Annotated in this window: 26 protein-coding genes and 1 tRNA gene; 12 read left to right on the top strand and 15 right to left on the bottom strand. The window is 35.0% G+C overall.

The features are described from left to right. Positions 1-17: 17 nt before the first annotated feature. The 3 genes from K5X82_11575 to K5X82_11565 all read right to left on the bottom strand — a co-directional run bounded on the left by K5X82_11575 (position 18) and on the right by K5X82_11565 (position 3,059). Positions 18-1,295: a hypothetical protein gene (locus tag K5X82_11575; GenBank protein ID QZT35932.1), complete on the bottom strand. Its 1,278-nt coding sequence runs from the start codon at positions 1,293-1,295 to the stop codon at positions 18-20. Positions 1,296-1,537: 242 nt separating this feature from the next. After that, positions 1,538-1,972, bottom strand: a complete 435-nt coding sequence (locus K5X82_11570) for a hydroxyisourate hydrolase (GenBank protein QZT35931.1) — start codon at positions 1,970-1,972, stop codon at positions 1,538-1,540. Positions 1,973-2,258: 286 nt separating this feature from the next. Continuing rightward, on the bottom strand, positions 2,259-3,059 hold the full coding sequence (locus K5X82_11565) for a hypothetical protein (GenBank protein QZT35930.1): 801 nt from the start codon (positions 3,057-3,059) through the stop codon (positions 2,259-2,261). Positions 3,060-3,958: 899 nt separating this feature from the next. Here K5X82_11565 and K5X82_11560 point away from each other — a divergent pair. Together K5X82_11560 and K5X82_11555 are read left to right on the top strand one after the other, a co-directional pair. Next, entirely contained in the window at positions 3,959-4,153 is a 195-nt protein-coding gene (locus K5X82_11560; GenBank protein ID QZT35929.1) for a cold-shock protein, read from the top strand. Positions 4,154-4,506: 353 nt separating this feature from the next. Further along, a complete protein-coding gene (locus tag K5X82_11555; protein ID QZT35928.1) occupies positions 4,507-4,956 on the top strand; it encodes a cold shock domain-containing protein in 450 nt (149 codons plus the stop codon). Between the two features lie 672 nt (positions 4,957-5,628). Here the strand turns inward: K5X82_11555 and K5X82_11550 are convergent. Together K5X82_11550 and K5X82_11545 are read right to left on the bottom strand one after the other, a co-directional pair. After that, positions 5,629-6,489 (bottom strand): hypothetical protein, encoded by an 861-nt coding sequence (locus tag K5X82_11550; GenBank protein ID QZT35927.1) that lies wholly within the window; start codon positions 6,487-6,489, stop codon positions 5,629-5,631. Between the two features lie 12 nt (positions 6,490-6,501). Beyond that, on the bottom strand, positions 6,502-6,942 hold the full coding sequence (locus K5X82_11545; protein QZT35926.1) for an ATP-binding protein: 441 nt from the start codon (positions 6,940-6,942) through the stop codon (positions 6,502-6,504). 760 nt (positions 6,943-7,702) lie between these two features. Between K5X82_11545 and K5X82_11540 the strand changes: the two genes are divergently transcribed. Next, entirely contained in the window at positions 7,703-7,996 is a 294-nt protein-coding gene (locus K5X82_11540) for a hypothetical protein (GenBank protein ID QZT35925.1), read from the top strand. A 60-nt stretch (positions 7,997-8,056) separates the two neighbouring features. Here K5X82_11540 and K5X82_11535 read toward each other — a convergent pair whose 3' ends face one another. The 5 genes from K5X82_11535 to K5X82_11515 form a co-directional block, all read right to left on the bottom strand. Continuing rightward, positions 8,057-8,902, bottom strand: coding sequence for a DUF6430 domain-containing protein (locus K5X82_11535; GenBank protein QZT35924.1), 846 nt, complete (start codon positions 8,900-8,902; stop codon positions 8,057-8,059). A gap of 9 nt (positions 8,903-8,911) precedes the next feature. Then, positions 8,912-9,484: a TIR domain-containing protein gene (locus K5X82_11530; protein ID QZT35923.1), complete on the bottom strand. Its 573-nt coding sequence runs from the start codon at positions 9,482-9,484 to the stop codon at positions 8,912-8,914. Positions 9,485-10,368: 884 nt separating this feature from the next. Continuing rightward, positions 10,369-11,355 (bottom strand): virulence RhuM family protein, encoded by a 987-nt coding sequence (locus tag K5X82_11525; protein QZT35922.1) that lies wholly within the window; start codon positions 11,353-11,355, stop codon positions 10,369-10,371. Then, complete coding sequence (locus K5X82_11520; GenBank protein ID QZT35921.1) at positions 11,352-11,831, bottom strand: N-6 DNA methylase; 480 nt, start codon at positions 11,829-11,831, stop codon at positions 11,352-11,354. Before K5X82_11520 ends, K5X82_11525 begins: the two co-directional genes overlap by 4 nt. Positions 11,832-12,803: 972 nt before the next feature. Further along, positions 12,804-12,877, bottom strand: a tRNA-Ile gene (locus K5X82_11515). A 231-nt stretch (positions 12,878-13,108) separates the two neighbouring features. On the opposite strand from K5X82_11515, the gene K5X82_11510 reads away from it, so the two are divergent. The 3 genes from K5X82_11510 (at position 13,109) to K5X82_11500 (ending at position 15,537) form a co-directional block, all read left to right on the top strand. Beyond that, positions 13,109-13,456 (top strand): LytTR family transcriptional regulator DNA-binding domain-containing protein, encoded by a 348-nt coding sequence (locus K5X82_11510; protein QZT35920.1) that lies wholly within the window; start codon positions 13,109-13,111, stop codon positions 13,454-13,456. A 507-nt stretch (positions 13,457-13,963) separates the two neighbouring features. Beyond that, entirely contained in the window at positions 13,964-14,587 is a 624-nt protein-coding gene (locus K5X82_11505) for an HAD-IA family hydrolase (protein QZT35919.1), read from the top strand. A gap of 758 nt (positions 14,588-15,345) precedes the next feature. After that, the gene (locus tag K5X82_11500; protein QZT35918.1) at positions 15,346-15,537 is read left to right on the top strand and encodes a hypothetical protein; all 192 of its coding nucleotides are present in this window, start codon (positions 15,346-15,348) and stop codon (positions 15,535-15,537) included. Between the two features lie 94 nt (positions 15,538-15,631). Here the strand turns inward: K5X82_11500 and ispG are convergent, their stop codons facing one another. Next, positions 15,632-17,488, bottom strand: coding sequence for a (E)-4-hydroxy-3-methylbut-2-enyl-diphosphate synthase (gene ispG, locus K5X82_11495; protein QZT35917.1), 1,857 nt, complete (start codon positions 17,486-17,488; stop codon positions 15,632-15,634). Between the two features lie 390 nt (positions 17,489-17,878). Here ispG and K5X82_11490 point away from each other — a divergent pair, with 390 nt between their 5' ends. Then, positions 17,879-18,784 carry an ATP-binding cassette domain-containing protein gene (locus K5X82_11490; GenBank protein ID QZT35916.1) on the top strand — a complete coding sequence of 302 codons (906 nt, stop codon included), beginning with the start codon at positions 17,879-17,881 and terminating at the stop codon, positions 18,782-18,784. 259 nt (positions 18,785-19,043) lie between these two features. Next, on the top strand, positions 19,044-20,303 hold the full coding sequence (metK, locus tag K5X82_11485) for a methionine adenosyltransferase (protein ID QZT35915.1): 1,260 nt from the start codon (positions 19,044-19,046) through the stop codon (positions 20,301-20,303). Between the two features lie 59 nt (positions 20,304-20,362). On the opposite strand, the gene K5X82_11480 is transcribed toward metK, so the two are convergent. Continuing rightward, positions 20,363-21,391: an NAD-dependent epimerase/dehydratase family protein gene (locus K5X82_11480; protein ID QZT35914.1), complete on the bottom strand. Its 1,029-nt coding sequence runs from the start codon at positions 21,389-21,391 to the stop codon at positions 20,363-20,365. Positions 21,392-21,647: 256 nt separating this feature from the next. On the opposite strand from K5X82_11480, the gene K5X82_11475 reads away from it, so the two are divergent. From K5X82_11475 to K5X82_11465, 3 genes are all read left to right on the top strand, one after another. Continuing rightward, the gene (locus K5X82_11475) at positions 21,648-22,229 is read left to right on the top strand and encodes a hypothetical protein (protein ID QZT35913.1); all 582 of its coding nucleotides are present in this window, start codon (positions 21,648-21,650) and stop codon (positions 22,227-22,229) included. Between the two features lie 104 nt (positions 22,230-22,333). Continuing rightward, on the top strand, positions 22,334-22,747 hold the full coding sequence (locus K5X82_11470; protein QZT39125.1) for an OsmC family peroxiredoxin: 414 nt from the start codon (positions 22,334-22,336) through the stop codon (positions 22,745-22,747). Between the two features lie 3 nt (positions 22,748-22,750). Beyond that, positions 22,751-23,191: a pyridoxamine 5'-phosphate oxidase family protein gene (locus tag K5X82_11465; protein ID QZT35912.1), complete on the top strand. Its 441-nt coding sequence runs from the start codon at positions 22,751-22,753 to the stop codon at positions 23,189-23,191. Positions 23,192-23,272: 81 nt separating this feature from the next. On the opposite strand, the gene K5X82_11460 is transcribed toward K5X82_11465, so the two are convergent. After that, positions 23,273-24,247 (bottom strand): ROK family protein, encoded by a 975-nt coding sequence (locus tag K5X82_11460; protein ID QZT35911.1) that lies wholly within the window; start codon positions 24,245-24,247, stop codon positions 23,273-23,275. 180 nt (positions 24,248-24,427) lie between these two features. Here K5X82_11460 and K5X82_11455 point away from each other — a divergent pair, with 180 nt between their 5' ends. After that, positions 24,428-25,048: an HAD family phosphatase gene (locus K5X82_11455; GenBank protein ID QZT35910.1), complete on the top strand. Its 621-nt coding sequence runs from the start codon at positions 24,428-24,430 to the stop codon at positions 25,046-25,048. 94 nt (positions 25,049-25,142) lie between these two features. Here K5X82_11455 and K5X82_11450 read toward each other — a convergent pair whose 3' ends face one another. Both K5X82_11450 and K5X82_11445 read right to left on the bottom strand, forming a co-directional pair. Further along, a complete protein-coding gene (locus tag K5X82_11450; protein ID QZT35909.1) occupies positions 25,143-26,279 on the bottom strand; it encodes a hypothetical protein in 1,137 nt (378 codons plus the stop codon). Between the two features lie 391 nt (positions 26,280-26,670). After that, entirely contained in the window at positions 26,671-26,964 is a 294-nt protein-coding gene (locus K5X82_11445) for a hypothetical protein (GenBank protein QZT35908.1), read from the bottom strand. Between the last annotated feature and the right edge of the window lie 33 nt (positions 26,965-26,997).

Genomic DNA, 26,997 nt, shown 5'->3' with positions numbered 1-26,997 from the left:
AACCAAATAGATTTTTATTATTTTGAGAAGAACCAGCCAGAGTAGACTATGGCTACTCCAAAAGTGTTCTCTTTTCTAAGATTTTCATTTCCGAATGATCGCTGGGCATAATCCATCTTAAGACCAACTGTTGGTGTTAAAAAGTAGTTAACTCCTACACTCCATTTTGTTCGATTACATCTTTCATCTTTCGTAATGCCTGGGTCTGTTTTAAACATGCTATCAAATTTCTCATACCTTGCGAATGGAATAAGTTTCGATGGGCGCGCTTTACCCCAACCGAAAAGGTTAACTCCAGCCTCTATAGACCAAGCCATAGCATTCCTTGCTACGGGAGTTCTCTTGAACTGACTCTTACTTGAAATACCTGAATTAACTAACGTGATTTTTCCTGCGTTTTCAAGATTTCCATAGAGGAAGTTACCTCTGGCGATGAACTTATTATTATTGAAAGTGAAGTCTGCGGATGTAATGCGTACATTCCCTTTTTCATCATCTTTAAAAAATTCAGGTTTAAGCGTATTCTTTGTGGTATTTCCAGTGTAGAATGAAGCACCTAGAATTAAGTTTTTGATGTGTCTACTTTCTAATCTTGCTACGTACGCGGGAGAGGTCATGATGGTGGTTTCCATCATCTTTTGATTTCCATTTTTGATCCAGCCCTTACGGTCGAAGCCATTCGCTGTGAGACCTGATACGACTTGAAGTTGATAACTCCATTTTCTGTATGCTCCTAATATAGCGATGCCCGTTTCATGCCAAGTTGAAGGTAAAATAGCAGTTTCAGACTCTGGTCTTACTGTTCCGAAAAATTGATGTGGAAGGTGGCGTTGGTTGGTGTTTCCGACTGGAACAATCATATGTCCAGCTCTTACACGAAACCATGGAGCAAATGTCTTAGTGATATGAACTTGTTCTAGCATCACCTCTCCTCCTTTTTCTACCTCTTTTTCATACTCTCCAGCCTCTTCGTATTCCATCTCTAATGCAGAACCTGTTCCAAGGTGTTCAAACTCTATTTCTGTGACAAATTCGATAGAGGGAGTAAACTTATATTCAAAAGAGAAAACTGCCCTAGGGATATCCACTAACCCTCTGTTGGCTGCAATGGCTCCATTTGTACTTGAATTCTGATCCGCATGATAATCCATCTTTTGGTAAAGAAATTCACCATATCCCCCAATACGGATTTTATCATATTGTAAATACGTTAAAGCATCAGGCGCATTTCCATTTTGAGCAAATGTGCACAACGAAGTAACGATTAACACCATTAATATTGATAGTTGTTTCATTTTTCCCTGTTTTCTATTTGATTTCTTTGGTCTTAAGAAATTATAATCTTGGTAGCTATAATATGGGAATCAAAGAAACAGGGTTTTAGTAGTAGTTACAATCCCTAATATATGTGAAAAATTGTAGTCGGTAGTTTTTATATGTAAATGGTTGTGTTGTAGTTTTATATGGACCTGAGGGGTGTCAGGAGAGGGGGGTTATGTCATCCCTATTTGTAGGGATTTAAGATGTGAGCATCTTTTTATTCGCTCGTGATATTTTGCTGTTCAATACTATAGGCATCTTTTGAAATCAATATTTTTAATCTGTTTGATTTCAATTTCTCTTTATAAATATGGATGATAATATATGGGAAGATAGATTCTTCATTCCGTTGTCTAAAAAAATCAGCGATATAGATTTTTAGTTCGATTAATCCGTTTATTTCTGTATTGTCCCATTGATTTATTACCCCTTCTCTATTTGTTACTTGTTCGTCAAGAAATTGCCATTTGTTTTGTATCGCAATTAGATTAGAGAGACGAATACGAAGTTTTTCTATGGGCTTTTGTTCGTCAAAGTCTTTGACTTCAATTATGAGAGCAGGACTAGAAGTTGTATTGTCTTCAACCTTTGTCTGTGCATTTAAGGTCATCAAAGAGAAGATCCCAATGATAAATAAAAACATATATTTCATAACTTCATTGTGTTGGTGTACATACCAATAACACAAATAAGAATGTAAAAAGGTTCGTTAATTAAGGTAAAATCACCTTAATTAAACGAACCTTCAAATTTAATTGGGGATATAATACCAATTAAATCATGAAATGGGCTATATCTTTGCTGTTGTTATTGTTTGTTTATCCTTCGTTAAAAGATATGACCGTAGGAAAGCGATGCTTCCATTTTGTACCATGTCTAAACAAAATATAACAATAAGTTTTGGATATCATTTCATAATTATATCGGGATAAGTATATTTAGTAGTTCTCTTTAAATTGGAACTTCAATACTTTTGATAGGGTGAAGATCATTTCTGTATGTTCGTCTAGAACTAATGATTTTTTCTTAGCAATAGCATTTGTTGCTCCTCCTGCTACAGCGCCGATTGCAGCACCGATTGCAGCACCTTTTCCTTTTTTCTTTGAAACCAATGCACCAACAGCAGCACCAACACCTGCACCAACACCCGCTTTGATTGCAGTGTTTGATGTTCTATTTTTTCCTTGAAAATGTAGCAAATCACTTCCAACAGCATACTTTTTCCCTTGGATTGTAATTTGAGTTAAAACAAGGTCTAGTTTTGAAACGCCACTCATTTTTTTCTCTTTTTGAATGGCTTTAACTACTGCCTTTGCTTGCGATCCTCTCGTAATAACGATTCCATTAGATGCAACGACATCCTTTTTTATATTTAAAAGGATCTCTTGTCCCTCAGTAAGGTCTTTCGTGTCAATTACGGCAGCAGATGTTGTTTTGATCTTTGTTCCTTCATTTAAGGTGATCGTTTTATCTTTTTTTTCAGGAGCTTTAACAGCAACCTTTTTTTTCTCTACTGGAGCAACCGGTTGCTTTTTAACTACTTTTTTAGCTGGCTTCTTTTTTTCGATTACGGGCTCTTTTTTAACTTCTACAGTTTTTGTTGCTACTTCTGCAGTTTCAGCCTCTTCAGTAATCTCTGTAGCCTCTTGCGTTACCTCTTCATTATTAGTTTTTTGCTTGTTTTTACATGAGTATGTAAGACCTGCAAACAATACAAGATAAAGTGCGAATTTCTTCATTTTAAAATTTGTTTTTATTGTAATGATGTCATGATGTGCAGATACAAAGGTATATTTTTTGTTGTCAAATATTATGTATCATTGAAACATCTAATGAATTAAATAGAGTAAAAATAAAAGGGAGCACTCATCAGAATGCTCCCTTTCACTGTTACGAATAACAGTTTATTAAAATCAAAGAGTAAGAGTATTAGGTTAAAAGAGTTTGATTTGGTTGCTTATGATGAAGCTTTTATTTGTAAGGAAAAGCAACATTTTAAATTTATTCACAACCAACATCGTTTGCTTTTTCAAATATAGAATATGACAATTTTATTGGTCAATTTTTTACATGAAACTCCATTTTTTGTTGATGAACATGACTTTTTACCTATTAAATATATGTTGCCATTACCCTCTCATTTAGTAATACTCGTTTACATTCTTGCTTGTCATGGGAGGATAGTTTACCCAATAATGTTCAACTTTGATATTCAATTTAAAGATTTAAATAAAAAAAACGTTTCAATTATTTTGTAAAAACGACTGTTTTTTTGTTGAGCTATTTTAATAAGATTGCCATTCATTCTGCCTTTAAATGGACAAGTAGCAGATACATTGTTGTTTAGATGTTGCATTTTCTTGTAAAAAGGTCAGGTGGAAACATTTGGTATCTTGATTTAATGTATTAACTTTGCGTCGTCCAGTAAAAGGATACCTATCAAAATAATTTAGGTGGTATTTATAGTATAATTGATTTTTTTTGAGTTCTGCTCTTCTTCGCAATTTTATTAAATCATTACTTTATTTTATTTAGTGTAGTGTATGAACAGTGAAAACTGTTTGAGAATAGGATTTGATTGATCTTATTCGATTTTTTGGATAGATAAAGTTTTTAACCATTTAAAGTAGCAGTAAAAATGCAAGAAGGTACAGTTAAGTTTTTCAACGAGACAAAAGGATTCGGTTTTATTAAATCATCAGAATCAGGAGAAGACATTTTCGTACACGTTTCAGGTCTTATCGATGAGATCCGTGAGGATGATAAAGTTGAATTCGAAGTTCAGCAAGGAAGAAAAGGTCTTAACGCTGTTAACGTTAAAGTGATCGACTAAGACGCGTTTGTAATAAAACGTAACCTTTGGTTATCATTAAAACTCAAAAGCATACTATTTTTATATATGCTTTTGGGTTGATAAATTTTTGTCGATATATGCAGATCCGTGATTTGCATTGTCGACACATATATCACCCCTGTCGACTTTATTTGGAGTTATTTTAGTCCTTCGTTCTGAAGGCTTTTAGGTTCTACCCTACTTGTAATATAGATTCGATTCGAATCACTTCTAGTTTTTTGTCTCCATATCTTACTTCTAGAATTCTCTTCGTAATAGTATTCACTGGTGCTTTAAGGTTTGAGTAATATGTATAATAATTGTTTTTAAACGAAAAAAATAAGCTTACATAAATGGCAAGATCCAAAGAATCATTCAATAAAAAAGAAGTAAGAAACAAGCAAGCAAAGAAACGTAAAGATAAAGAGCAACGTAAGCAAGAGAGAAAAGAGTCTGGTAAAAAATCATCTCTTGATGATATGATTGCTTGGGTGGATGAGAATGGAGTGATCACTTCTACGCAGCCAGATCCTACATTAAAGGAAGAAATCGATATTGAGAGTATCGAGATTGCTGTTCCTAAAGCAGAGTTCCGCGAGAAAAAAGGTAGACGTACTGGTAAGCTAAGTAACTTCGATACTAATAAAGGCTTTGGATTTATTGTTGACTCAGACACAAGAGATTCCATCTTTGTTCATATTAATGATTGTGAAGGTCCTTTAGAGCCAATTGGATGTAAAGTAGAGTTTGATACAGAAAAAGGCCTTAAAGGCTTAAAAGCTATCAACGTAAAGAAATTATAAGGAATAAACTTCCTACACTTTGTTGTTTATAATGCCGATGGTACCCTATGTTTTAGAGTAAACTTTTTGTTTACAAAGCATCGGATGTCAGCGGCATTGTTGGTTTATAACCTTTATTCTCTATGTGTTCATCAATGATGTCTAATGTTCTACTAGATAGATACTACATATGATATTGGTCAATCATATCAGATATTCCTATTTAAATAAACTCTCCTTGACGGCATTATGGCAATGATTACATTTACGGTTCATCCCTTGTATGATACTATTCTTTGATATATCTTTTCGTAACCGTTGTAATGTATTTGAATATCTCTATCTGAATGAGGTGGCACTCCTGCTTTATACCCTCTATTTAATGTAGTCATCTTCCACTCTTTTAGAACAGTCTATCTGTATAGGTTCCCTCCGTAGTTTGTTGATATTTCAAGGATACTTTGTTTAATATGTTCAATAGATGAATATTTTATAGTGATAATATCTTAAATTTATTCTACCGTCAATCTATTAGCGAATATACAATCATAATCTATATCTAAGGTTAATTCGGGGACCTCTCTCCATACAACCTAATTCAGTAGATGTTTGAATACAAATATGCGTTTCTTTTTTAAGTTAAAATATATGCGTCAATATTTGTTATCACGTACTTATTACATTAGGATAATATTATTTCACCCTATATCTCTGATTCTGGCTATTTGGCTTATCAGGTATTGTCATTTCAATAACACCTGCTTCGAGTGCTGGGGTTAGGTATGATTTTACGAAGTTCTTTTTATCTGAAAGTCCCATAGCTGTTTGTAATTCTGTTCGACTCATCTCTCCACTTAACACCTCAAGTAGTTTTTCCACTTGGGGGGTAACTTGGGGGATAGCTTGGGGGGTAACTTGGGGGATAGCTTTTTCCACTAGTGATTTTTTGAATGTCATGCGCAGGAAATTATCAGAAAATTTAAAACCATCTTTTGGATAAAATTCTAATATTCTTGGTATTCCTGAACCCAATTGTTCAACCATGCCAAGGTCTTTAAATACTCGCATCAATTCCTTATTCCTTGGCAGTGAATAGCCATCAAAAAATTCATCTTTTGATAATCCTGATACTAACCCACCAGCAGAAGTTATTTCTAGCCTATCATCATAGATTTCAAATTGCGGTGAGGCTTCATTTGAATAATCATTGTGAATGATGGCATTAATCACCGCTTCACGTAGGGCAATAGGATTCCACAAACGCTGTTCTTTACGTTCTTTTGAAGTTATTTCAGTGATTGTTTTATTTTCAAGTTCAAGCTTATCCAATACGCTTTTGGTGGCTTTAATTAGTGAGCAATGCCCATATTCATTACGCTCAATTAATTCGACCTTGTTAGTTCCTTTATATTTAGCAACCTTTATCGAATTACTATTTTCATCAGACAGTAAATAAGCCACATAGTTGTAACTATCATCTTCAAGCTTTAACTCTAAATTTTCAGCAAACTTGTCATTCAATGTTTTACCAACAGAATCATAGTAAATTCTCAACTGTCCGAATGCTTACTTCTTCTTATTAGATTTCATCTTACCGATAGAATGTCTTGTGCGAGAAGAAAATAAGGTTTCTATCATTGGGGTAGTCATTGGTTCGGCTGCTGTCCCAACACGTATAAAGCAACCTTTTTCACTCATGCCATTTTTCTTGAGATAATACGGCTTGTCAGAACCACTTGCTATATTTAGTTTGATGACATCTTTACCATCAATAGGTTCCCGAATAATATCAAATAACCCCAAACATGATGGCGAAATATTGTTACGTAAACGGTCTTTGATTTTCAACATCTCACTATCGGCAGAGTCAACACCAAACGTCATTCCATCATCAGCAATGCCAATGTAAATTTGACCACCCTCACGATAATTTAAGAATGCGACAACTTCTTTTTCAAGACTATCGGTTAGTTTTTCTTTTAATTCAACTCGATTTGACTCTTGCATATCACTTGGATTTTTAGTTACCTTGAAATAGATATTCCAGTGATACTGCAAGTTATGAATAATCTTTAAATGTGTGCGTTAAAATTTAATGTCAGATCAAAGATATTCGAATTGTTATTAGCTAATAAGATGGAGAGTGATATGTACAGAGATGATATATCCACGAAAACAATGCTCTGATCTTCAAAGTTCATTCAAAGGTATCACATGAATAACACAACAAGGTGATAAGCTAAATTAGACTATATCACTTGTATTTAGTTGAGTCATCGCGAGGGAGTCGTGAAATAAAAGGCAGTTGCAGATAGTTGTAGCTGCTTTTGTAGAATGGGCCTAGTTATTTTTAGTGACAAAGATACCTTAGTAATGAGTTTAGAATTTTAATAGAGTTACTCCCAATTAAAAAAGGTTTTCTTATTATCAGAATACATGTCAAGTTTCACAGGGTATAATCCTATATCATGTGATCTGTAACAACAGTTTCCTTCTTATTCAGCTGTGTAGTAAGGTCTATGTCGGTGAAAATATATCCTTTAAGAAATAGATTGATGGTATATGTATATTGTCTGTGTGTAATAAACAAGCTGTTGAAGCTTTTGTAGATGGTGATGAGCAAAAAGGATTTGCAATATCAAACAACTTGAATCACCCCAAACACCTCTAATAGACAAGACTTATGAATTATCAATTTAAATTTAAAGCCTTACGAGGTATAGAGACAAAACAGCAAATCAACTGAGAGAATGGAAAGTAAAAAGCCATGTTACCAATTGAAGAGAAGAAATATGATTTCTTACAATTTCGTTTTACTGGAAATTCTAAAAAATCATATCCCTATGCTTACATTCACTCAATAAAACAGCATGTTGATGAAAGCTACACCGACATCATAGAGTTTGAATATGCAAAGATTAACTTTAAATTGAAAGGGCAATGTCTCAACTCTCTTGATGAGAAAATCCAAAATCGCAAACTCAATGTAATTCACCTAACCACCGAAGAAGAAGCCACCTACCACCCTCATAAACCTTTGGTTTGGGAAGTAGAAGTTTAATGTTGAGTATGAGGCGATTGCGGACTACAACTGTTTAATATACTATTATTTTATGTGTAATTATTTCAACACATGCATTAAATGGTCTTTTATATCGTAAAGATTTATTCCAAAATTCTCAGCATCTTCTGGTCGAATTGTAATTACCAATTTATCTGTGAATTTTCCCTCAATCGATGCTTTTACAAAAGATTCTGCAATAAGAGCAATCATTTTCTTTCTTGTAGTTTGTAATCGACCTCTTCCTGTTCCAATAACAGGGACAGCTAATTCTTGTAACTCTCCTTTTTCACGAACATATCCCCATAAACCATTTAATGCATTCTTAATATCAGTTAATGTTGATGATGCATTTCCATTTTCTCCCATTGTAGCCATGGCAGTAAAGTAAAATGTTTTTCCGTGAGTATGTATTGGAATTGTTGTTCCCATTGGATAAGGAGGTGTTAAACCAATCTTATTAATTTTCTCATTTATACTATTAATGAGGCCGTTTTGATTTCCTGTGTAGTATTTTGCGGTAAACTGCCCTTGAAGACTATCAACTGCAATTTTACCCCCAGCTACATCAGCCTCAAAAATAGTGTTGGAACTAATCATTGTAGCTCCTCCCATTCCAAATAAGTCAGCGATTCGTACATCTATATTAAAATCATATTCTGGAAATGGAATTGAAATTGATTTTATTGGTCGACGAAGAATAATCGAGAGAATAATCGAGATTGCAATAAATATGAAAAATGCATAATAACTATATTCATCACGTGTATAAATCTTAAAGAAGTCTAGTGTTGATATTAGCAACCAAAGTAAACCATAAATTGCAAATATAGATTTTAAGCCATCAAACGAAAAAATATATCGCCAATATGCCATACTTGATATCGAGCTAAAGAAGTACTTCATAATTAAAAGTTAATCACAAGTATAAAAATAATCATTAGCTTTTGTTTTGGTTGAATATCTATAATCAGGATTACTCAGTGCTGCACGAATCAAATCCTTTTTATAAGGAATGTGTAAAACGGGTACCTTATATTTAGAATCTCTAAAAATTGGAACTTGATCCCACATATCTTCGATTTTTTTCTTAATTGTCTTTGAACTGCAATTAATAATATCACTCTTTTCCTTAAAATCAGGATATACAACAATTACAGGGATTTCATTTACATTTATTGCATGGTCTATTTCTTCACGAACGGCTTTAGAATTTTTGGTTTCCTTACTAAGAAAGAAAATTAAATTCTTAGACTTATTAATTCTATCTCTCAATCTAGGCTTTAAGGTGGTTTCCCAATCACTTGTATCACGTACATTATAATTTTTATCATGAGAATCCACAAAAGGGAAAGTTGAGTCTTTTCCTTTCCACGCTCTAAGCATGTTGTAATAAACAAAATCTTTTACTGCATGAGCTGTTAAATTTGAATCTGTTCCACGGTCTGTAACATAGAATGCACAATAATTTCCTGTTTTATTTGCCATATTTATCCTTTCAATTTTATATAGTTATTCGTCATACTAATACGATGTATCTTTTTATGTTTTAATTGCACCTAACAACTTAGTAACAACATTATTATTTGCGGATTTCTGAAATAACATCAACGTTGTTGTATATCTGTTATACTTATCATACCAATTTAAACACTATCAAGCAATAAAGGTACATAAATTAACATATTCCACAAATTGAACCATATTGACTGTCAATTCCAGAAAGAATAATATGATCATGGAAATCTATGTCTAGGACTTTTCCACCCTCTGTAAGCTTTTCTTGCAAGCGCTTGTCGTACTAACTAGGTTCAATATTTCCGCATGGGTGGTTATAAAAAAATGCAAAGATTTCCCTCAGATTTAAAGTGCAATGTCTGAATTCTCTTTATGAGAAATTCCAAAATCAAAAACTCAATGTAATTCGGCTGACCACCGAAGAAGAAGTCCCTTACCACCCCGAGAAACCACTGGTTTGGGAGGTAGGGGGTCGGCTACGTATATGAAATGTCTGGCATTTTGGAGAACAAACCTGTCAAACCACTACAATTTTAAAAGAGTGTCTACAGTCCAAAATTTTCCTTTAAAAACATGGCTTATGTATAGTTCCTTTTCTACCAATTCAAACACACTCTCCATTATATAAATATTCATTTACTGAAGTTATATATCCCCCATTTCCATAAACAGGTTTATTTCTTTTATTTAAGTGTTTGTAGTTTCTTCCATTCCCAATTGTTAGAACCTCTCCCAACTTCTTTACTTCCAGTTCGCAGGGATTTGTCCGATGGCTGTCTCTTTCATTTTATTGCATCATAATGCACTATTCCATTTTAGATTCTGAAACAAATTATTCAATGACATTAAAAAAACTACCTTTTGTTTTTTAATTGTTTCGAAGTTTGTTCAATTTGTTTGACAAAATCCTTCTCTACCTGTGTAACTCTGTCTCTCATCTTCTCTTTGTAAAGGATATATTCACCATGTGCTTTATCTACCGCTTGTTTATGGCTGATAGTCCCAGCATTTGCCAATATATTCTTGTTTGTTAAAGTTAAGAAGTTGTCTAATTGCTTAATCCAGTCTGCCATGTACATTGGTGTGCGGTCTAAAGCACGGATTTCAGCAATTTCAAGGAATGCGGTTACCATACGATTTAAGATGTCCAACTCTTCGGCAGTAAGGTAATTTTTTGCAATACGAACCTCATTTTTATTTGGAATATCCCCTTTAAAACTTGTTAATCCAAGGTGCTGTTTATCAGCATTCACTCTTCGGTAAATGGTTTCGGCTGCCGTCTCCCCATGACTTGCCCAGTGCATTTTGTTCTGAATGGTTTGAAAGAGTTTCACCGAAGCATCCGTTTTAGGGTCGTAATCAATACTTGTAGCATAAATATCAAGAACTTTGCGCCAGAATATTTTTTCGCTAGAGCGAATATCACGAATACGAGCCAGAAGTTCGTCAAAATAGTTGCCTCCACCAGCTTGTTTCAATAACTCATCGTTCATCGCAAAGCCTTTGATCAAATATTCTTTGATAAGTGCGGTAGCCCATTTTCTGAAGTGAACACCTCTGTGCGATTTTACACGATAACCAACAGAAATAATCACATCGAGATTATAGAAGTTAGTGGGTTTGGTAGAAAAATCGGAAATTCCGATTTTTCTCATAGAAAGTTCTTTATCAAGCTCTCCCTCCTTGTATATATTCAATATATGCTCATTGATGGTTGATTTTGATTTTTGAAACAACTCTCCAATTTGAACTTGATTCAACCAAACATTCTCATCTTCGAAGTGAGTTTCTATTTTGATTTTACCATCTTCGGTTTGGTAGATTAAAATTTCGTCTTTCATAATACTCTCAAATATTTCAAAAATGTCTGTAATTTGTTGTCAATCTCTGCTTCCCTTTTCTCTATATCAGCGATTTGTATTCGCACCTCCGCCAAATCAATGATTTCTTCAGGATGAGAGGTATTAGTGTAACGAGAGATATTTATATTGTAGTCGTTTTCTTTGATCTCGGCAATGTCCACAACTCGCATATATTTATCTATATATTGTGCCTTATCATTCTCTTTTCCATTTTTATCAAGCTTGGTTTCAATGCTTGTTTCGGCAGGTGTCCACCACTCTTTCATCGAAAAAGACGGATTGGCTATCACACGGTTATAGACTTCCATATTATTGTTCTCATCTTTGTGTTGTGGGGCAACTAAGGGACCTCCTTTACGAATGTCTACAGAAGAATCAATATATCCACGAAGAATATCTGCAGAGTCACAAAGCCAGCTTTTCAGCTCTTCTATGGTGAGTCTATTATGTGTCATGTGTAGTTTTTTATTGTAATAGACCAAATTTAGTAAATTAATTTGCTTCAAACGAACTTATATGTATGACATGATAAAGGTATTTTATTCGTTTTAAATAGCCAATACGAGGTTTGTTTAATCCAAGCCCAGTTCATAGAATAGTGTATATGTAATCTGTTTAAATGCGAACCAATCAAGGGTATTTCTCAAATCTTGGTCGTTGTTTGGGGTAAAATCATGGTCAAATCGCAACTCTTCAATTTCATCATAGTGATTATCGAAAATTGTATGAGTGGCGCAATAATAAACGAGTGATGAAACCATGTCTGAAATGCAACCATAATTCATAAGGTCTTTAAAGAAGTGCTAGGGACAATGATATTTGAGCGCTACTGCTATCACATGAGCAGTAATGTTGTTGATTTTGTAATTCTTCAAATTTAGATTGATGACTTTTTATGAGACTTTCTTCATTTGGTTATTGAATAAGGCATAGAAAGAGTCTGTATTGAGTGAAGAGGTCATGAGCAACACATTTAAGCGGTTAGTCTCATTGACTGCTGACTGGAAGAGCCTATGCCCGATAAATTAAATCACCAATTGATGTAAATTGTCATTAGTCAACGTGCGTATAGGAATTACACACTAACAAACACAGTAAATGAAGATCAAATCGAACGTTCGGATCTCAATTACGAAATCATTTTGCATTGCGAGCATCGATTGCTATATAAAACACCCCGCCATTCTACCTCCTGTGTGAAAGCATAAAATTTTATATGAACTAACTTTCATGTGCAATTGCAGGGCCTGTTTATAAAAATAGCATCGACTTCTTTGTGACCACTTGCACTGTAAGGTGCTAAACTCGATAGTCTAAACTTTTAAACCTAGGTGCTTGGATGTGCTACATTAGAACGATGGGGCATATTGTTTATCGTATGAGCATAAAAAAAGCAGCTACAAATAATTGTAACTGCTTTTTGGGAGTGGGCCCACCTGGGCTTGAACCAGGGACTCCCTGATTATGAGTCAGGTGCTCTAACCAACTGAGCTATAGGCCCGTTGCAAAAGGCTTTGTTGTTCACCTTTCGTATTGCAATATTACAGGTTTTGCGAGGATCTACAAAATATTTATAGGGGTTTTTTTGAAAAAAAATGAATAATATAATTATCTAGTTGATTACAAAATGGTTGCATTTTCTGTCTAAATAAGGTGGAATAGTATGTTTGTAGCATAGTTCTTGTTAACTTTGCAAATAAATCGTAAAAAGTATTGTTATCAAGGAGTAATTATGGTTCTAAATGTTTTAACACTGACGGGTTACCATGAGATCGATTTCTCATTGGTATACCATCTGAGTTATGCGAAGAATATTATAACGATCCAGGGGGACAGTTTTAAGTATATGACCAGAGGAAGTCTTTCAACGTGGGGGAAAAAGTTGAAAGGTATGTTTGTATCGATTGATAGAAATACAATGGTTAATGTACTTTATATAAAATCGTACGATCCTGAATCGTCGACACTTCAAATGCCAGGTGGACAAGAATTCAAAGTCTCAAGACGTAAACAATTGGATTTGAGGAATGCTATGTCTCATCTTTACCATGATATTATCCCTTTAAATCGAATTGAGTAGGTTTAGATTTGAATATTTAAGAGTATTCAATTTATTGGCACGAGTATATTGGTCATACCAATTTGCCGTTAAAGTAATTTATTGTCATGGTATAGGGATATACTACAGGCTGTTATTTGGGTGTGAAACCTCAATAACTAGATTTGTAGAGCAATTTTCTTTACTTAGATTCCCTAAGCAACGAATAAAGTTGTTTACTTCTTGTGAGGAAGCCGTATCCCCCTACGGCTTCTTTTTTTTGTTATTTTATTTCCATGAGGCAATAGTTGTAAATTGAAACATCATGATAATTGGTATTGGTCATACCAAAATACCATTTGTTCAAAAAGTATTGCATTTAAGGGCTCAAAAAAGATTTTGATTACACAAAGATTTTGAATTCCTCTATCTTAGCAGAGCAATTTTCTTTACTTAGATTCCCTAAACAACAAATCTTTGTTGTTTTACTCCTTGTTTAAGAAAGCTATAATCCCCCTTATAGCTTTCTTTTTTTTTATATTCACCCAGATGAAAAATAAATCCATAATATTCGTATTTGACTTAGGACGTGTTTTATTAAACATTGATCCAATTAAGTGTTATGAGTGCTTTCTTTCCTTAGGTATATCTAAGGAGTATGAATCTCGATTAAAAGAGTTGTTTCAAGAGTATGAATCAGGTCAATTGCATGAATCCCAGTTGCTAGATATCGTGAATGAAGAGACGAATAGCTCTTACGACTATGAAGCTTTTTGGTGTTGCTGGGATCAAATGATAATTGGTTTTATACCTGAAATGATTGATCGGTTAGAGCGATTAAAAGAGGATTATACTTGTGTATTGCTGAGTAATACGAATTCTCGTCATCAGAAGGTATTTGAAGAGCTGTTTATGAATACATTTGGATATCCTATGTCAGAAGCTTTTGATGCTCTTTTTTACTCTCACCAAATGTCATGTTCAAAACCATCTTCTGAGATATACCATATGGTTGAGAATAAAATTAAAGTAGATAACTCTAGATTCTATTTCTTTGATGACTTGAAGGATAATCTGAATAGCGCTAATGGTCTAGGATGGAATATCTACCATGTCACCCCTGATGTGACAGCCACTTTAGAATATATTGAACTACTAATTCAAGAATTTTAGTGGTTCGATCTTTTCGCAAGTAGTTGGTGGCAAATATTGACGTGTATATTTAAACCCAAGAAAGAAGCACTTATTTGTATTGAAAGATCTATTGGATTAGGTTATAAGACGAGAGATCTCCCAAATAATATTAGATTATAGATTGACGGTAGGATAAAAAATAATTTTAAGATATTATCGAGATAAGATATTCATCTATTTAACATTTTTGATGAACGAAGTATCAATGAAGTATCCTTGAAGTATCAACAAACTACGGAGGAAACCTATGTCATTCCACTACTGATAGCGTTTATTTGACACTCCCATCGCATTTATTTTACACTACCCACCACCATGAAGGTTTTGTATTATACTTACTTCTGTTGTGATAGATGAAAAGACATGTATTATACCATAACCAGAACTTGCGACTTCTATATGACTCTGCCCTGACTAACATGCTACCAACCCATGCCTTTCCCCTGTGATGGTTCGAAGTACGGTCAATGTTCATTCGAAGTTCATTCATCGATTTCCCATTTTGGGTGAGAGAGCTTCGTATGTACTTTAAACGATATATAAAAGAAGGCAGGGGATAGTAGCATGTTACCAAGGGAAAGGTAGTTTTAATGAGTACTCCACTTTGATACCCTGCTATTTCAAGCAATGATTTTTTACAGAGTAGTCTTACACCCAATGAAGATATCAATAAAATAAAAAAGTGGATCTCTCTTATACCAAGTGTTGAAAAAAACACTTTTGATTTAGATCGACTGATGAACAGTAGTATTGCCACAATTGAAAAGAGTGCGAGCCAAGAAGTGAAGGTTGTTTTTAAAAAACAACCGTTGTCTTTTAAAGACGTTGGACCAATATGGCTAAAAGAGAATCCGAGTAACTTTGCTAAAGAGGGAGTGATGACTAAAAAACTAAAAGAAACGATATTGAATAACATCAAAAATAAGTAAGTGTGAACTCTTTGTGTAATGATCTTTATAAGGAGTCTTTATACCTGAAATAAAAAAGGCTACCTCGTTTGAGGTAGCCCTTTTGACTTATATTTTACACGTTTGGTTCTCTCCAATCGCCATACTCTTTCATTAATTCAATCATCTCAGCTACTGCATCTTCACTAGGAATCATCTTTTTTACGAGACGTTGGCCTTTGTAAAGGTTTACTTTGCCCATACTTGATCCAACATACCCATAATCAACGTCGCCCATTTCACCTGGTCCATTTACAATACACCCCATCACTCCAATCTTTAAGTGATTTAAATGAGAAAAGTGTTTCTTGATTAAACCAACAGTACTTTGCAGTTCAAACAGCGTACGGCCACAACCAGGACATGAGACAAATTCAGTGCGAGTAACTCTCATACGACTAGCTTGTAAAAGACTATAAGATAAATTCTTAAGTTCACTATAGCCAATAGAACCGTTGTTTGAGATGAGAATACCGTCACAATATCCATCAATCATTAATTCTCCAAGGTCTGCAGCCGATTTGATACGAAGTTTATCCATATCGTTTTCGTTGTATCTGCAATGCAGCACTACAGGATTTTTGCATATGGCTGCATCTAACTCCATAAAGAAAGCACGCATTTCAGCTGTTGGATTCTGATTATTAGATTCCATCAGAATAATAACATTTCTCTCTCTCTTTAGTTTTTCAACAACTTCAGGGTTTTTCTCTTTGAAGAGATCATATTCCTTTTTGTTCATGCGAACAAAACGAGGCTTACGATGGTGAAAATCTTCATATAGATATTCGTGTAATGAAATGATAGGGAACTTCTCCCCTTCAATGTTGAAGATATCATTACCATCATAGAAATATTCAGGAATAGTATTGCCCCTGAAAGATCTTACCTCTTCTAATGAGCAACCGTTGAGAGATGCTACAACTACATTCTTTTGACGACCACCAATATTGCCAATAGGGCGTTGGGAACGTCTTTCATATTCGAAAGGGTTGGTTTGAGCAAACATAGGTGCATCAATTTTGTCGTGCCCCTTTCGTTGGTTGATGTAATTAATCAGAGCTTTGGCAAATTTCACCTCATTTTCAGGTTTCTCTGTAAGAGAAACACGAATAGTATCACCAATACCATCTGCAAGTAAAGTTCCTGAGCCAACAGCTGATTTTACTCGACCATCTTCTCCTTCACCTGCTTCAGTAACTCCGATATGGAATGGAAAGCTCATCTCCTCTAATCTCATTCGATAGTTCATCAAGCGAACGGTAAACACCATGATGCGAGTGTTGCTTGATTTGATAGAGATGACTACATTTTTAAAATCTTCTTTTTTACAGATACGTAAGAATTCCATTACTGACTCCACAATGCCGGCTGGGGTATCCCCATAGCGACTCATGATACGGTCAGATAGAGAGCCTTGGTTGGCTCCAATTCTAATAGCCGTGTTATGTGTTTTGCACTCTTCTAAAAAAGGAGCAAATTTCTCTTCAATCTTAGTAAGTTCCTCTTGGTACTCATCGTGTGTGTATTCAATTTTCTTGAATTTTGCACGAGGGTCATAGAAGTTCCCTGGGTTAATACGAACTTTAGAAACATGTTTTAAAGCTTCGTATGCCGCAGCAGGATTAAAGTGGATGTCAGCAATCAAAGGTGTTTTGATTCCTCTATCCAAAAGTGCCTGTTTTATGTTTTTTAGATTTTCGGCTTCTTTGATTCCTGGAACAGCCATGCGAACAAAGTCTGCTCCCTCTTTTACAATTCTTTCAATTTGCTCAACAGTTGCTTTCGTATCGTTGGTATCTGTATCCGTCATCGATTGTATACGAATAGGATTGTCTCCTCCAACCCCGATGCCCCCAATAATCACTTCAGAGGTCTTTTGCCTTTGAAATGTTGTTAAGCTTTTGACATAGTTGAAGTTTCTGTCTTTCATGGGTAATCAAATTTTCTCGGTACTTAAAGCTTTCTAAAGCCCAATATCTTGAATAGAAAGTTCAAAGATTTATTGCTATGAACATGTTAGATAATAACTGTCTCTCTCTTTGTTTATTATCTATAAGGCTGAAAACAAGACCAAATTAAAAATGATCGAAAAGTTTTATTTTGAGAATTTCGATTTAGCAAATTTAATCTTAAATTTTGGATTTCGATAATAATAGACCAATTGTTCTCTTATTTTTATGAGAAAAATCATCTTGTTTGAGTTGGAATACAATCATTGCGTTTATGTTTGTATTTTGTTTATGACAAAATGTTAGTTTTGGAGTTTCTTATGTTTATTTCTGTTTTTAATTGTATTTATTGATCAAAGGAAGGAGCGTTCATGTCTATAGAGGTTTGTGATGTTAAAAAGATTTTTTCGAAACAGTATGCGTTAGATGGAGTGAGTTTCTCTTTGAATGAAGGAGAAATCGTGGGTTTTTTGGGTCCCAATGGTGCTGGAAAATCTACGTTAATGAAAATTATAGGAGGGGCTATCTGTTCTACATCAGGAGAGGTTAAAGTTCTTGGAGTCGATGTCGATAAGAATCCTCGGGAGGTACAGAAGAATATTGGTTTTCTACCTGAACACAATCCACTATATGATGAACTTTATGTCAGAGAGTATCTTCGACACGTAGGAGAACTATATGGTGTAAAAGATCTGAAACGATCTGTGGAAGAGGTGGTGAAACGTTGTGGAATTACCAAAGAGGCACAAAAGAAGATAGGAACACTTTCAAAAGGTTATAAACAGAGGGTGGGACTTGCCCAAGCACTAATTCATGATCCGAAAGTGTTGATATTAGATGAACCAATGAATGGGCTAGATCCCAATCAGATCATCGAAATTAGAGAACTAATAAGAGAGGTGAGTCAAGGTAAGACGGTACTCTTTTCATCTCATATAATGCATGAGGTATCACAGATGTGTGATCGTGTTGTTATTATTGATAATGGAAAAGTGGTAGCTGATGATCAGTGTGATATTCTTCTTCAATCGAATAAAAATAGTAGTAAGCTTGCCGTTGTTTTTAAGCATTCATTGACTGAGGAAGATAAAGGTGCTTTAAGCCTCTTCTCACAAGTCTTGGAGAGAGATGGGTATTATGAACTTATAGGGTCTCCAACGGATAACTTTGAAGAGAAAGTTTTTCGATTTGCTGTGGAGAGAGATAATCCATTATTACAACTTAAAACCATCAAATCGGATCTTGAGGATGTCTTTAAGTCTCTGACTATTAGGTAATAGTTATAGTTTTGACTAAGGTGTCTTTAAATAGTGCTAATAGAAGTAATTTAGAAGATGTTTTTGCCTTTTATTTAAAATAAAAGGTTACTTTTGCAACCAATTATATAAATAGTGGACGGATTTGATTGATTGCAACCACAGAAAAAAATGCTAAAGCAATTGCTGATTTCTGCAACTTATCAATCATTTAATCCCATCCAAATTTTAATGTTTAATATTTTTGACCGACACGGAGTCGGCATTAAAATTTACTAATATGGGTTATTTATTTACCTCAGAATCGGTGTCTGAAGGACATCCTGACAAAGTTTCTGATCAAATATCAGACGCACTTCTTGATGCACTACTGGCTTATGATCCTAACTCAAAGGTAGCTATCGAAACAATGGTTACTACGGGTCAAGTAGTTGTTGCTGGAGAGGTGAAAACAGATACATATATTGACGTACAACGTCGTACTCGTGATGTGATCAATCGTATTGGTTACACCAAAAGTGAGTATAAGTTTGATGGTGATTCATGTGGAATTTTATCTGCAATTCATGAACAGTCAGACGATATTAACCGTGGCGTAGATCGTGAAGATCGTAAAAACCAGGGTGCAGGTGATCAAGGAATGATGTTTGGTTATGCGTCTACAGATACAGACGAATACATGCCTTTATCTCTTGAGTTATCACACAAATTACTTATTGAGCTAGCTGCAATTCGTAGAGAAGCGAAAGAGATGAGTTATTTGAGACCTGATTCGAAGTCACAGGTGACCATTGAGTATGATGAGCAAACACACCAGCCTATTCGTATTCATACGATTGTCATTTCGACGCAGCATGATGATTTTGATAGCAACGATGAGGTGATGTTAGGAAAGATTCGTGAAGATGTGAAGAATATACTTCTTCCAAGAACAATCGAAACTCTTCCTGCAAGAGTCCAATCTCTTTTTGATGAGGACATCATCTTACATGTGAACCCAACGGGTAAATTTGTTATTGGTGGTCCTCACGGTGATACGGGTCTAACAGGGCGTAAAATCATTGTAGACACCTATGGTGGTAAAGGAGCACACGGTGGTGGGGCATTTTCAGGAAAAGATCCATCGAAAGTAGACCGTTCAGCTGCATATGCTTCAAGACATATCGCAAAAAACTTGGTTGCAGCGGGTGTTTCTGAAGAGGTTTTGGTTCAACTCTCATATGCTATTGGAGTTGCTGAGCCTATCAATATTTTTGTGAATACTTATGGTCGTTCTAAAGTGTCACTTTCAGACAGTCAAATTGCAGAGAAGATTGCAGCTATTTTTGACTTAAGACCTTATGCTATTGAAGAGCGTTTAAAACTTCGTAATCCAATTTATGAAGAGTCTGCTGCTTATGGACATATGGGTAGAAAGCCTCAAATTGTAACAAAGAGATTCTCTTCTCCTTATGCTGTAGATAGAGAAGTCGAAGTTGAGCTATTTACATGGGAAAAACTTGACTATGTAGATCAAATTAAGGAGTCATTTGGACTTTAATTAATTGATCTAGTTAATAGATAAAAAGGGCTGTCTACTTAGTGTAGACAGCCCTTTCTTTATCTATTCTGATGTTCCCAAAGAAACTGCTTGGCAACTCTTTTTATTGCTTCGTCTATGCTACGATAGGTGAAGGGAATTGTTTCTGTTATAAGTTTCCCACTATAGTAGCTTCGGTTGGTTGCACTATTGATGGTTGATTTAGTAATTTTAGGTTGTCGTCTCATTAACATCGACAGGATACTTTCAAACCAATAAGCAATGGTGATTCCTCTACGAGATATTTTCCATTTGGGAGCTTGTGTGTTTATCTCTTTAGCAATTCTCGTAAAAAGATCTTTATATGCTAGGTTGTCGCTGTTAAGAACAAAACGTTTGCCATTAGCAGCCTCCCAGTGAGTTGAAACAAGAGATATCATCGCATCCACGCAGTCGAGCACATCCACAAAGCCTGTGCCTCCTTCCGTATAGAAATACATCTCTTCGGCAACAGATGAGAAGAATTGAGAACTACCACTTTGCCATGTTCCAGGACCTAAAATGATAGATGGGTTGACAATGACAATAGGTAGCCCCATCTCTTTGGCTCTCCATACTTCCATTTCTGATTGGAACTTACTAATACCGTAAGCATGTTTCGCTTTTTCTGTTTTCCAATAGTTTTCTTCGTCGGTATATTTTTTATCTTCTACTTTCTCCAATGCCGCGACTGAACTCACATGACAAAATTTCTTTACCCCAGCTTCAATAGAGAGATCTAGAAGGTTGGCTGTCCCTTCTCTATTGTTTACGATCATATCTATTTCGTCTTTCCTCCTAAATGACACAATTGCAGCAGTATGGTAAACGGTGTCCACATTGTGCAGTGCTTTAGCTAGTTGGTATGTATCTTTGAGATCTGCATCCACCCACTCTATTTTGTTTAGTAGAGTTTTGGCCTCTTCAGGATAAAAGAAATGAAAAAGGTTCTCTACAACTTGTAGAGAGCTATGTTTACGTTTGGTGGCCCTTACCATTGGTTCATTTTGGACCAACCTCATGAGTAAATGCGAACCTAACATGCCTGTGCCTCCTGTTACAAGTATCATATTTAGATTGTGTTATTTGTGTTCACTATTGCATGCATTAATTTCTGATTTCCAAAATAGTAAAAAAAATGTGATTGTCGTAAAAACATTAAATACAAGAGCTAAAATGTATTTAATGTTATGTAAGATAGTTTGTTTTTATTATATTTATTGACACTGACAATAAAATGAAGTCTTAAACAAATAGAATACATGGTGCTTTGCAGGTTTTCTACTTCATAACCGATTGAAACAATAACACTAAAACGGCTGCCTTATGAAAAGAATTGAATCACTGTTACTCATTGCCTTTGGGTTAACCTTTCTTCTACGTTTAAGTTTGATCCTTCCCTATCGCATGTATAGTGCATATGTTTTTCTAGCGCTATCGATCTTTTATCTCTTTTGGGGTATTGGTGCGATGAGAGAAATATCGGTAAAAGAGTATTTCATCAATTTCAAAAATAGAGAGATACATTGGAATGGCTTAAGTCAAGGAATAGGATGCTCCTTGGCAGCATTAGGTCTTTTTTGCATGGAGAATCTCACACCTGGTTATCGATTTATACTATGGTCAGGGGTGTTCTTTATTCTGCTTTCCTTTATTGTTGAAGTCTATAGATTTATGCATAACGAGATGAAGATTGGTCGAACTATTAGAAGGTCATTTATATGGCTGGCCTTGTGTTTCACGTTTCTCTCTTCATCAGAGGCCTTCTTAGTGAAAAGAATATACAAAGATCACCCAAGGTTACTTCAATTGTATGAAACACACACCAAGTATCCAGATAACGAAGCTTATCGAGAGATGTTTAAGAAAGAGTTTGATCGTGTAGAAGAGACGATGAGAAGACAATAAATAGATGATGGGCTCGTATCAAACTACATTTTTTATTGCTACTTTTATCCACAATACGATGAGTGTGTATTGAAAATAAAGTAATAATCCTCAAAATAGAGAAAATTATGATGACATCTACTTCCATTTATTTAGGAGATCTTAGAATCAAAAGCACCCATAATGCTTCAGGGGTAGAAATTCTATCGGATGCACCAGTGGATAACTGTGGTAAAGGAGAATCTTTCTCTGCTACAGACATGGTCGCGACAGCTTTTGCAAACTGTATGTTAATCATTATAGGTATTGGTGCTAGGGATCGTAATATTGATATAGAGGGAACGCTTGCCAAAGTGGAAAAAGTGATGGCTTCTGATCCTCGTCGAATTTATGAGATTAAAGTCGATGTATATTTTCCAGCAAAGCATTATACCGATGAAGAGAAAGCTTTTTTATCGGACAATCAACGCTCTTTCCCTGTGGGAGAAAGTTTACATCCAGATATTATTAAAACCATTAATTATCACTGGACAGTATAAAATATGAATGTAGTAGAGCCTTCAATTGTTGAATTTATTTCAGATCACCATGTGCTAACACTAGCTACATGTCAAGATGGAATGCCATGGGTGGCTAGTTGTTTTTATGTCTATAATGAAGAAGAGAATATTTTTCTTATAACGACTGATAAGGAAACCAAACATGGTAGTCAAGCACTTGCCAATAAGGACGTGGCGTTAAACATTGTGCTGGAAACAGAAAAGGTGGGGATGATCAGAGGACTACAGGTCTCCGCATCCATCTCTTGTATTGAAGCTACGATCTTCTCAAAATACAAAAGAATGTATCTAAAAAGGTTTCCATATGCCGTATTAAAACAGAGCGATTTATGGATAATCAAACCTCAGTTAATGAAATTGACAGACAATAGATTAGGCTTTGGTAAGAAGTTAATATGGTCCGCGTCGACTACAGCGTTATAATGCTTTTTGCAAAGAATAAAAATACAATAGGCTACCCCATAATGAGGTAGCCTATTTTTATCTTTAGAAAGAATGTTATTCTTATTTGCTCAATTCATTCCATACCAATGCTGATGCACCTACGATAGCTGCACTTCCTGACTTAAGTTCAGATGGTAAAATACGAACTTTGTTGGCGAAGATAGGAAGGAGGTACTCTTCCATCGCTTCTTTTGTTGGTCTGAAGATATAATCTCCTGCTGCAGTAGGACCACCAAACAAGAAGATTGCTTCAGGACTTAGATGATGAACAGTATCAGCTAATGCTCTACCTAATATGTTACCTGTACGCTCAAAAGCTTCAATAGCTATCTTATCTCCTCTTTCTGCCGCTTCAAACACCATTTTAGCATCAAGCTCATCAAAAGTGTACTTTGTAAGTTCACTTCCCCCACCGTTATAGTGTGCTAAAAGTTCAAATGCAGTACGTTTGATCCCTGGAGCGGAACAGTATGCTTCAAGGTGACCTGGTGTTCCACAACCACAAGCTCTACCATTAGGAACGACTACTGTGTGCCCAATTTCACCAGCAAAACCATCGTGTCCGTATACAAGATCTCCATTCACTACGATACCACTTCCAAGTCCCGTTCCTAGTGTGATCATCACAAAGTTCTTCATATTCTTTGCACCACCGTAGATCATCTCACCAATTGCTGCAGCATTTGCATCATTTGTAAGTGCTACGACAGGAAGATCAAATCTTTTCTTCACTAGTTCAACAAGAGGGACTACTCCTCTGAATGAAAGATTTGGAGCATATTCGATTGTTCCATTATAATAGTTTCCATTAGGAGCACCGATACCGATACCTAGAATCTCTATATCTGAACTCAACTGCTTTACGGATTCAATCATCTCTTGAACACCTGCAGAAAGGTCTGTGATATAACGATCAACATCACCATGTGAAGGGGTTGGAATATTGTTTTTAACCAATACTTGTCCCATTTCATCTACAACACCAAATACGGTGTTAGTACCTCCTATATCGATACCTATTGCAACTTTTTTCATAATTTTCTCTTTTCTGTAAATTCTGATGTGTTATATTTTCGCTTATCCTTAATTGGTTCTAATAATTAAGCCAAGCAGAACAAATATAAAAATTAAATGACATATCTCATTCGATCAGAGGGGATAAATCAAAGGATATTTGTAGATTGTGAGCTTAAATAACCCTAATGATGATCACGTATGATGATGAAATATTATCTCTTTGATATGGATGGTCTACTTTTAGATACAGAGTGGGCTTGGGAAGAGGCTATCGTAATTGAATTTGACCAGTTAGTACCCAGTTTTGATCGTAGTTTTTTTGATCACATAAGTGGTAAAGGAATCTTTGATATCACCAAAGAGTTTGTGGAAGACCATCAACTTAATCATTCATTTATTGAACTCGGTGAGAGCGTAATTGATAAAGTGATTGAACTATTCGTATCTAAACCCAAATGCATGAATGGAGCAAAGGAATTTGTTCAGAAAGCTAAGATGGAGGGTAATATTACATGCTTGGTATCGTCATCACCTAGAAGAGTAATTGATGCTTTTATTTCAAAAACAGGTATGGATGATCTATTTGGAATGATTACAGGAGGTGATGAGGTGGAGAAAGTAAAGCCTGACCCATCAATCTATTTAAAAGCTGTTGATAAATTGGGTGTTAATAAATCGAATATTGTTGTTTATGAGGATAGTATTCCAGGGGTATTGGCAGCGAAGGCAGCAGGGCTATTAACGGTAAAAGTTAATGCCAAGCAAACTTTTGATGCAGGGCAAGATGAATCTTATCAAAGCTTCATAGATCTACTTTGAGCAGTGTAATCTCCATGAATAAGTTAAGATGGAGAATAACTTATATTGAGTGTTAAGGGTTGCGACGACCTCTCTGCTTATTTATGGCTTTTTTCTATTGTACGTATGGGAATATCGCTTTGTGGTAATTTGTGTGTATATCCCATTGAAGAGTCTTGTAGTAGTACTCTTGAATATGATTTTTATACATTGGAACATAGCAGTTAATACCACAGATACCTTCTAGATTGATGGTGCCACTAAAGTGATTTGTATGTTTAGAATATAATACTAGCTTTTGTAATGGAGCTTTTAGGTCGTTATAGCTTTTGTCTCCATAGTACTGTTTTACCATATCCATAAAATCAAAACATGGATATTTAAGATTTAAGTTTATGATACTTTGGTTTAGGACATGAACTTGAGGTTGTGCCCCTATTACTCTTTTGAAATCATTCTGTAGTTTTGTAATTTGCTTTGTATCATAGAGCGCAATTGAAGCCGAGCGTTTCGATGGATTTTTCATGTTGTTATAGAAACTATAGAAAGCATCACAGACTTTTTCTAGTCGTTCTTCTATCGGACGCTTCTTGTCGAGTAATATTGGAGTAATCTCGCTGTATGGTAATCCTTCTGCAAGAATATCAGTAGGAGAAGCTACGATATAATCTGCCTTATCTTTTAATTGTGATATCACTTCAACACTTCCCATTAAACATGCATCAAAAATAATAGACCGGAACTTAACAGGAAGCGCCATAGCCAATTCATGAATATCAATCGATGAGGTGTGGTCTAGTCCGAATGATTTTGTTTGTACTCTATTAGACGGGAGCCAAGAAGTCCCATGAGACCAAAGAATCAAATCGTAGTTTGTAGACGGATATCGTTGAATGATGTCATTTAGAACACCATATAAGACAGATGGTGTGCCTGAATTCCTATTGGGGTATGTCTTTACTTTGTTTTGATATATACTTTTAGAAGTTGGATCATCTAATTGAAAAAGATAAGATTGGTCCTCTCCATTATCCAGAAAAACAATAACTCTTTGTCCTCTCTTTAACCCTTCGATAATACCATAGCTATTTTGTATGGCATAGTCTCTTAGATTATTATCGGCAGCCATATATACGATAAGTGTTTCGTCTGTTTGAGGCTGTGTTATGACATTGTTATCTTTTTGACATCCAGAGAATAGTATAAAAAAAAGAATGGAGAGTAGAAGGTATATGTTGGGTGTTCTAGCCATGGATCGTCTATCAATATGATGAAACCACAATATAGATTATTTCTTTTAATATAATATAAAATCAAGATATAAAGTGTGTTTGATATTCATATTACCATCTAATAATGAGTCTTTCATCTATCCTCTAATCAAATGAGCAGGTGTACTTTTTCCCTATGTTCTTTGCAATTCATCGCAAGACAAATTAATGCCCATTTATTTTTTGTCTTATCTAATCAAGGTGTAATCCCACTGGTTTATCTCTCATGAAAAAAACAATATATATTACTATCAACAAAATCAAAAAGAAAGGCCCCCATTGTAGTGAGAGCCTTTGCTTAAAGTATATTCAAAAACAGTGAATACTAATGATGAAGAAATTAAAGATGAGACTAACATCTCTAATCACTCATTAGTCAACCGTTTTAACCAATTCATTTAATTTAGTGTACGATTTATTTATTGTATCAATAAAATCGAGAATTAAACCTTTATAGTGCTTCTTTACAAGCTTAGGATTATTTTTCCCATCTGGGTGATTTGCTTTTTGAATAAAATCACATCTACGATTATCCAATTCAATGATGATCTCCCAAGCTGCCAACTGTGTCTTTTCATCATGAAACTCCATATAAAGGAAACAATCTTGGATTACCATATCTGCAACATAATCGATATCTTTCTTAAGTCTTCTGATACTTGCCATAACTAATACATTTTTATTTGTAATCACTAAATT

The organism is Prolixibacteraceae bacterium, assembly GCA_019856515.1.
GTDB lineage: Bacteria > Bacteroidota > Bacteroidia > Bacteroidales > Prolixibacteraceae > Halosquirtibacter > Halosquirtibacter xylanolyticus.
The sequence above is the reverse complement of the archived record's forward strand: the minus strand, read 5'-3'. Positions and strand labels throughout refer to the sequence as shown.

What these genes read in the sequence shown, in the direction of transcription:
- K5X82_11535 (QZT35924.1), bottom strand. Translation starts at nt 8,902, where the DNA reads ATGAAGTACTTCTTTAGCTCGATATCAAGTATGGCATATTGGCGATAT.
- K5X82_11560 (QZT35929.1), top strand. Translation starts at nt 3,959, where the DNA reads ATGCAAGAAGGTACAGTTAAGTTTTTCAACGAGACAAAAGGATTCGGT.
- K5X82_11570 (QZT35931.1), bottom strand. Translation starts at nt 1,972, where the DNA reads ATGAAATATATGTTTTTATTTATCATTGGGATCTTCTCTTTGATGACC.
- K5X82_11540 (QZT35925.1), top strand. Translation starts at nt 7,703, where the DNA reads ATGTTACCAATTGAAGAGAAGAAATATGATTTCTTACAATTTCGTTTT.
- K5X82_11520 (QZT35921.1), bottom strand. Translation starts at nt 11,831, where the DNA reads ATGACACATAATAGACTCACCATAGAAGAGCTGAAAAGCTGGCTTTGT.
- K5X82_11545 (QZT35926.1), bottom strand. Translation starts at nt 6,942, where the DNA reads ATGCAAGAGTCAAATCGAGTTGAATTAAAAGAAAAACTAACCGATAGT.
- metK (QZT35915.1), top strand. Translation starts at nt 19,044, where the DNA reads ATGGGTTATTTATTTACCTCAGAATCGGTGTCTGAAGGACATCCTGAC.
- K5X82_11525 (QZT35922.1), bottom strand. Translation starts at nt 11,355, where the DNA reads ATGAAAGACGAAATTTTAATCTACCAAACCGAAGATGGTAAAATCAAA.
- K5X82_11465 (QZT35912.1), top strand. Translation starts at nt 22,751, where the DNA reads ATGAATGTAGTAGAGCCTTCAATTGTTGAATTTATTTCAGATCACCAT.
- K5X82_11475 (QZT35913.1), top strand. Translation starts at nt 21,648, where the DNA reads ATGAAAAGAATTGAATCACTGTTACTCATTGCCTTTGGGTTAACCTTT.
- K5X82_11505 (QZT35919.1), top strand. Translation starts at nt 13,964, where the DNA reads ATGAAAAATAAATCCATAATATTCGTATTTGACTTAGGACGTGTTTTA.
- K5X82_11510 (QZT35920.1), top strand. Translation starts at nt 13,109, where the DNA reads ATGGTTCTAAATGTTTTAACACTGACGGGTTACCATGAGATCGATTTC.
- K5X82_11490 (QZT35916.1), top strand. Translation starts at nt 17,879, where the DNA reads ATGTCTATAGAGGTTTGTGATGTTAAAAAGATTTTTTCGAAACAGTAT.
- K5X82_11450 (QZT35909.1), bottom strand. Translation starts at nt 26,279, where the DNA reads ATGGCTAGAACACCCAACATATACCTTCTACTCTCCATTCTTTTTTTT.
- K5X82_11565 (QZT35930.1), bottom strand. Translation starts at nt 3,059, where the DNA reads ATGAAGAAATTCGCACTTTATCTTGTATTGTTTGCAGGTCTTACATAC.
- ispG (QZT35917.1), bottom strand. Translation starts at nt 17,488, where the DNA reads ATGAAAGACAGAAACTTCAACTATGTCAAAAGCTTAACAACATTTCAA.
- K5X82_11445 (QZT35908.1), bottom strand. Translation starts at nt 26,964, where the DNA reads ATGGCAAGTATCAGAAGACTTAAGAAAGATATCGATTATGTTGCAGAT.
- K5X82_11530 (QZT35923.1), bottom strand. Translation starts at nt 9,484, where the DNA reads ATGGCAAATAAAACAGGAAATTATTGTGCATTCTATGTTACAGACCGT.
- K5X82_11455 (QZT35910.1), top strand. Translation starts at nt 24,428, where the DNA reads ATGATGATGAAATATTATCTCTTTGATATGGATGGTCTACTTTTAGAT.
- K5X82_11460 (QZT35911.1), bottom strand. Translation starts at nt 24,247, where the DNA reads ATGAAAAAAGTTGCAATAGGTATCGATATAGGAGGTACTAACACCGTA.
- K5X82_11500 (QZT35918.1), top strand. Translation starts at nt 15,346, where the DNA reads ATGAACAGTAGTATTGCCACAATTGAAAAGAGTGCGAGCCAAGAAGTG.
- K5X82_11480 (QZT35914.1), bottom strand. Translation starts at nt 21,391, where the DNA reads ATGATACTTGTAACAGGAGGCACAGGCATGTTAGGTTCGCATTTACTC.
- K5X82_11575 (QZT35932.1), bottom strand. Translation starts at nt 1,295, where the DNA reads ATGAAACAACTATCAATATTAATGGTGTTAATCGTTACTTCGTTGTGC.
- K5X82_11555 (QZT35928.1), top strand. Translation starts at nt 4,507, where the DNA reads ATGGCAAGATCCAAAGAATCATTCAATAAAAAAGAAGTAAGAAACAAG.